This is a genomic window from Aminobacter sp. P4_D5 (assembly GCF_056401815.1).
Genome location: NZ_JBFUIP010000465.1, coordinates 1 through 946 on the forward strand (window position 1 = coordinate 1; position 946 = coordinate 946).

The 946-nt window shown below is 68.3% G+C and carries 1 protein-coding gene; it reads left to right on the forward strand.

What is annotated here, in order from left to right:
- Nucleotides 1-57 precede the first annotated feature (57 nt).
- The coding region (locus AC1DWF_RS32795; protein WP_476842690.1) for a flagellar hook-basal body complex protein at nucleotides 58-946 on the forward strand (889 nt) is incomplete at its 3' end.

Here is a 946-nt window from a genome sequence, read left to right on the forward strand (position 1 = left end):
CCTTCCCGACCCCGGCCCGGAACGAACCGGGCGGCCAATGGCGGAGAGGTGCCTCCCATGTCCCTGTTCGGTGCGATGACCACGGCGATCTCGGGCCTCAACGCCCAGTCGCGCTCGCTCGGCCATATCTCCGACAACCTCGCGAACAGCCAGAGCGCCGGCTACAAGCGCGTGGACACGAACTTCACGAACCTCGTCACGCAGTCCACGCAGACCATGCACGCGCCCGGCTCGGTGATGGCGCGGCCGGACTATACCAACTCCATCCAGGGCACGATCGAGCAGAGCGACAACCCGCTCTCGCTCGCCATCGGCGGCCAGGGCTTCTTCTCGGTGGCGCAGGCGCGCGGCAGCTCCAACGGCCTGCCCGCCTTCGACGAGCGGCAATTCTACACCCGCGCCGGCGACTTCCGGATGGACCGCGACGGCTATCTCGTGAACGGTTCCGACTACTACCTGCAGGGCTGGCCGGTGGATTCCAGCGGCAATGTCGACCGCACGACGCTGGCGCCCGTGCGCGTGAGCCAGCAGGTCTTCAACCCCATCGCCACCTCGAGCGTCGAGATCTCCGCCAACCTGCCGGCCATCGACCCACCGGCCACGCCGGGTGACGCGCAGAGCTTCAGCACGCAGGTGCAGGTCTACGACCAGCTCGGCAAGCGCCACGCCCTGACGTTGACCTTCGCGCAGACGCCGGGCAGCGCCGGGCCGCCCCCGGTCGCGGGGCCCGCGAACAGCTGGCAGATGAGCATCTCGCCCGATCCCTCCACCGGCCCCGTCGACATCCCCATCACCTTCGGGGCGAACGGCACGATCGACAGTTTCAATGGCGTGACCGGCACCGCCAACACGCCCGTGCAACTCCCCTTCGACATGGATTTCGGGCTGGGCGTCCAGACGATCAATCTCGACATGGGGCGCTTCGGCATCGCGCAGGGCATCACGC